3 protein-coding genes are annotated in these 5,389 nt (G+C 69.9%); 1 reads left to right on the forward strand and 2 read right to left on the reverse strand.

Going from position 1 to position 5,389, the window contains the following annotated elements:
• Positions 1 to 868 precede the first annotated feature (868 nt).
• Positions 869 to 2,629, reverse strand: a complete 1,761-nt coding sequence (gene ctaD / locus ACLQ3F_RS22120) for an aa3-type cytochrome oxidase subunit I (protein WP_210780947.1) — start codon at positions 2,627 to 2,629, stop codon at positions 869 to 871.
• 130 nt (positions 2,630 to 2,759) lie between these two features.
• A complete protein-coding gene (locus ACLQ3F_RS22125; RefSeq protein WP_357194834.1) occupies positions 2,760 to 3,866 on the reverse strand; it encodes an FAD-dependent monooxygenase in 1,107 nt (368 codons plus the stop codon).
• Between the two features lie 299 nt (positions 3,867 to 4,165).
• Here ACLQ3F_RS22125 and ACLQ3F_RS22130 point away from each other — a divergent pair, with 299 nt between their 5' ends.
• Positions 4,166 to 5,287: a GH12 family glycosyl hydrolase domain-containing protein gene (locus ACLQ3F_RS22130; protein WP_357194836.1), complete on the forward strand. Its 1,122-nt coding sequence runs from the start codon at positions 4,166 to 4,168 to the stop codon at positions 5,285 to 5,287.
• Positions 5,288 to 5,389: the final 102 nt, after the last annotated feature.

Below are 5,389 nucleotides of genomic sequence, written 5' to 3' on the forward strand. Positions count from 1 at the left end.
CGGGGCCGCGCACTGCAGGCGGGGCCGCGCACTGCAGGCGGGGCCGCGCACTGCAGGCGGGGCCGCGCACTGCAGGCGGGGCCGCGCACTGCAGGCCGGACACTGCCGGCCGGGCGGGCCAGACACTGCCTGCCGGGCGGGCCGAGCGCTGCGGCCGGGCAGGGCAGCCGGGCACGAGGCGGGGCGTGGCGCTCAATATCTGACGTAGCTACATCGGCCCCGTCAGTCTCAGGCATGCCGGGATAACTGCAGATCGCGGTATCGCCCGACAGCCGGCAGGCATACACGCCATTAAGCGTGATGTCTGTGAGTCATCACGATGACTCACAGACATCACGCTTAATGGCGACATTGCCTGCCTTGGCGACGCGCCGACGCCGGGCGAGCCGAGCCGAGGCCAGGCCAGGCCAGGCCAAGCTGCACCGGGCCGAACCAGGCCGGGCCGGAACGAACCAGGCCGGGCCGGGCCGAACCGGGCCGAACCGGGCCGGGCCGAACCGGGCCGGGCCGGGCCGAACCGGGCCGAACCGGGCCGGGCCGGGCCGAACCGGGCCGACGCCAGGCCGAACCGGGCCGACGCCAGGCCGAACCGGGCCGAACCGAACCGACGCCAGGCCGGACCGAGCCAGGCCGGACCGAGCCGGTCCAAGGCCAGGGCGGGCCGAAACAGACCGAGCCGAGCCGAAACGGGCCGAGCGAACCGACGCCTGGCCGGGCAGAGCCGAGCCGACGCCGAGCGGGCCTGGGGAGCGAGGGGGAGCGGCCGGAACGAGGGCGAGCAGTAGGAGTGACAGTGACTGGAAATGGCGACGGGCGCCGCTCCCGGTGTCCCGGGGGGCGGCGCCCGTCGTACTGCTGAGCTTGAGCGTCAGTGCCGGTCGACGTCGCTCGCGGTGTCCTCGCGGTAGCTGGCTCCGCCGTCCGACTCGCTGGTGAGCGGCTTGGCGCCACCCTCCGGCGGACCGGCCAGGCTCTGGCCACCGGCCGCCAACTCCGGGAACTTCGCGTCGAACGCCGGCCGCTCGGAGCGGATCCGCGGCATCCGGTCGAAGTTGCGCAGCGGCGGCGGGCTGCTGGTCGCCCACTCCAACGAGTTGCCGTGACCCCAGGGGTCGTTCACCTCGACCACCGGGCCGGTCTTGTACGACTTCCAGCAGTTGTAGATGAACGGCAGCGTGGAGATACCGGTGATGAACGCGCCGATCGTGGAGATCGTGTTCAGCGTGGTGAAGCCGTCGCTGGGCAGGTAGTCGGCGTACCGACGGGGCATGCCCTCGTTGCCGAGCCAGTGCTGCACCAGGAACGTGGTGTGGAAGCCGATCATGGTGAGCCAGAAGTGCACCTTGCCCAGGCGCTCGTCGAGCATCCGGCCGAACATCTTCGGGAACCAGAAGTAGATGCCAGCGAAGACCGCGAACACGATGGTGCCGAAGAGCACGTAGTGGAAGTGCGCCACCACGAAGTACGAGTCCGACACGTGGAAGTCGATCGGCGGGCTGGCCAGCAGCACACCGGTGAGACCACCGAAGAGGAAGGTGACCAGGAAGCCGACCGCCCAGAGCATGGGCGTCTCGAAGCTGATCTGGCCCCGCCACATGGTGCCGATCCAGTTGAAGAACTTCATACCGGTCGGCACGGCGATCAGGTAGCTCAGGAAGCTGAAGAACGGCAGCAACACCTGGCCGGTGGCGAACATGTGGTGCGCCCAGACGCTCATGGAGAGCGCGGCGATCGCGACGGTCGCGGCGACCAGACCCTTGTAGCCGAAGATCGGCTTGCGGGAGAAGACCGGGATGACCTCGCTGATGATGCCGAAGAACGGCAACGCCACGATGTAGACCTCGGGGTGCCCGAAGAACCAGAACAGGTGCTGCCAGAGCATCGGTCCACCGGTTGCCGGGTCGTACACGTGCGCGCCGAGGATGCGGTCCGCGGCGAGCGCGAAGAGCGCGGCGGCCAGCAGCGGGAAGACCAGGATCACCAGAAGGCTGGTGACCAGGATGTTCCACGTGAAGATCGGCATCCGGAACATGGTCATGCCGGGCGCACGCAGGGTCAGCACCGTAGTGATCATGTTCACGGCGCCGAGGATGGTGCCCAGGCCGGAGATGGCCAGACCCATGATCCACATGTTGGCGCCGACGCCCGGCGAGTGCTCGACGCTGCTCAGAGGCGCGTACGCGAACCAGCCGAAGTCAGCGGCGCCACCCGGGGTGATGAACCCGGCGGTCGCCATCGTTCCGCCGAACAGGTACAGCCAGTAGGCGAAGCTGTTCAGCCGGGGGAAGGAGACGTCAGGCGCGCCGATCTGGATCGGCACGATGTAGTTCGCGAAGGCGAAGACGATCGGCGTCGCGAAGAACAGCAACATGATCGTGCCGTGCATCGTGAAGAGCTGGTTGTACTGCTCGGGCGACAGGAACTGCAGCCCGGGTCGCGCCAGCTCAGCACGCATGACCAGAGCCATCAGGCCACCGATCATGAAGAACACGAACGCGGTGATCATGTACATGATCCCGATCTGCTTCGCGTCCGTGGTTCGCAGCAGCCGCGCGATGGCCGACCCCTTGACCGGCTCCCGGACCGGCCAGGGCCGGGTCACGACCGGCTTGGGTGCGACGGTGGTCACGAATGGCCTCCGGTTCTCGGTTGTCCCGCTCGGCACACGCTGGTTATCGGCGGGCCGTCATCCGCAAGGAGGATAGTCCCCGGCAGGTCGCAGCGCCGCGTGGGGTGGCGTGACACGATCTACTACGGGCCTACAGCGGGCCGAGCAGGAGCCGGTAGTGCTCCCCGAAGATCCGGTCGCCGCGTCCGCGCAGCAACGGGTCGCGCAGCGCCGGCGGGACGTCCCTGGTGCGGTTGCGGTCCCGGGTCCGGTCCCGCACCCATCGGGTACGCGGACGGCGACGACTCTCGTACGCCACCAGGGCCGCCTCCACGCTGTTGGCGGCGCGCAGCGACTCGGCCAGCACCACGGCGTCCTCCAGGGCCATTGCCGCACCCTGCGACAGCGTCGGCGCGGTGGCGTGCGCGGCGTCGCCGACCAGCAGGACTCGCCCCCGGTACCAGCGACCCAACTCCACCTCGTCGGTGATCCCGACGTGCACCTCGTCGAGGGCCGCCAGCACCTCGGGCACCGGGCCGCGGTACTCGGCGAAGAGGTCCCGCAGCCGGGCGAGGGGGTCGGCGGGCTCCTCGGTGCCGGCCTCGTCGGCATAGATGTGCAGCCGTCCGGCACCGATCGGCACCATCAGGAACCCGGAGCGCTGGCCGAGCAGCGCGGTCCACTCGGTGACCGGTGGGCCGTCGCGCAGGAGGGCCCGGTAGACGACCTGCCCGACGGGGCGCGGCGGCCCACCGAGCGCGGCCAGCGCGCGGACCGAGGAGCGTGGCCCGTCGGCACCGATGACCAGGTCGTACTCCGTGGTGGTGCCGTCGGTGAAGGTGACGCCCACCGCGCCCGGGAGCAGCTCCAGGGTGCGGACCTCGGCGCCGTGCCGGACGGCACCGCCGGCACCGCTGAGCAGCACCCGGTGCAGGTCGGCCCGGGGCAGCGCCCGGCACTCGCCGACGCCGGCCCAGAGGGCGTCGAGGTCGACCTCGCAGAGTTGCGCGCCGGCGGCGTCGTAGAACCGCTGCCGGTGGATCACCTGCCCGACCGGCCGGACCGGGTCGTGCAGGTCGAGCCGGTGCAGCGCGCGGGCGGCGTTGCCGGGCAGGTAGAGACCGGTCTCGGTGGACTCCCCCGGTGGCAGTTTGTCGGTGACGTCGGGCCGGAAGCCCGCCAGGCGCAGCGCCCGGGCTACGGCCAGGCCGGCGATGCCCGCGCCGACGACGAGGATGCGCAGGGGGGAGCCACCCATGGTGGTGTACGCCTCCGGAGGGGGAGCGGCACGCGTTGGAGGCAACACGCTACTCGGAGCGATCGGCGCACACCAGGCCCAATCGGTCCGCTCCCCGCCGCTCGTCGGCGACCCGAGCCGCTTGGCTGGCCGTCCGTCGGCAGCCGTCCGGCGGGGCATGGCAATCCTCACAATTCACCAGTTCGACGCGGACGGTTGCGCACCAGTTTCAGACATGTAAATGTGTCGTTGAGCGTGGGAGCGCTCCCGCACCACCCCACCACATCCGGCGCCCGGCACGCGCCGAGTCGAGGAGTGTCATGAAACGTCAACTTCGGGCCCTGGCCGCCGCCGGGTTGCTGGTCGCCAGTTCACTGGTGGCCGTGGCCCTCGGCGGGAGCGCCTCCGCCGACACCCAGATCTGCGAACAGTACGGCTCGACAGTCATCCAGGGCCGCTACGTGGTGCAGAACAACCGCTGGGGCACCACCGCCCAGCAGTGCATCAACGCCACCAGCAACGGCTTCGAGATCACCACGCTGAACGGGAGCAGCCCCACCAACGGGGCGCCCACGGCGTACCCCTCGGTGTTCTTTGGTTGTCACTACACCAACTGCTCCCCGGGCACGAACCTGCCGATCCAGGTGAGCCAGATCAGCAGCGCCACCAGCAGCATCTCCTACCGCTACGTCAGCGGCGCCACCTACAACGCGTCGTACGACATCTGGCTGGACCCGTCGCCCAAGCGGGACGGGGTGAACCAGATGGAGATCATGATCTGGCTCAACCGGCAGGGCCCGATCCAGCCCATCGGCTCGGTCGTGGGCACCACGAACCTGGCCGGCCGGACCTGGGAGGTCTGGCGGGGCAGCAACGGCTCCAACAACGTCATCTCCTACGTCGCGTCCTCGGCGATCTCCAGCCTGAACTTCAGTGTGCTGGACTTCATCAACGACACCCGTAACCGGGGCGCGATCACCAACTCCTGGTACCTGACCAGCATCCAGGCCGGCTTCGAGCCGTGGCAGGGCGGTGTCGGCCTCGCGGTGACCTCGTTCTCGGCCAACGTCAACGGTGGCGGTCAGCCGCCCACCAACCCGACGACCCCGCCGCCGAGCGGTGGCGCGAGCTGCGCGGTGAAGTACACGGCGAATTCGTGGAACAACGGCTTCACGGCCGACGTGCAGATCACCAACACCGGGTCCAGCGCGATCAACGGTTGGACGCTGAACTACAGCCTGCCCGGCGGGCAGACGGTCACCAACGCCTGGAACGCCACGGTGAGCCAGAGCGGGTCATCGGTGACCGCCCGCAACGTCGGCCACAACGGGTCGGTCGCACCGGGGGGCACGGCCAGCTTCGGCTACCAGGGCACCCTGAGCGGGGCCTACTCGTCCCCGACCAGTTTCTCGCTCAACGGGGCGACCTGCTCCCGCTCGTGAACTGACGGTGGGGGGGGGGCCCGGACGGGGCGCCCCCCCCCAACAGGGATAAACCACGGGGTGCGAGAAATGGGGGGGGGCCACCCACGGGGGTCCCCCCCA

The sequence above is a fragment of the Micromonospora sp. DT15 genome (genome assembly GCF_049841475.1).
GTDB lineage: Bacteria > Actinomycetota > Actinomycetes > Mycobacteriales > Micromonosporaceae > Micromonospora.

What these genes read in the sequence shown, in the direction of transcription:
- ACLQ3F_RS22125 (WP_357194834.1), bottom strand. Translation starts at nt 3,866, where the DNA reads ATGGGTGGCTCCCCCCTGCGCATCCTCGTCGTCGGCGCGGGCATCGCC.
- ACLQ3F_RS22130 (WP_357194836.1), top strand. Translation starts at nt 4,166, where the DNA reads ATGAAACGTCAACTTCGGGCCCTGGCCGCCGCCGGGTTGCTGGTCGCC.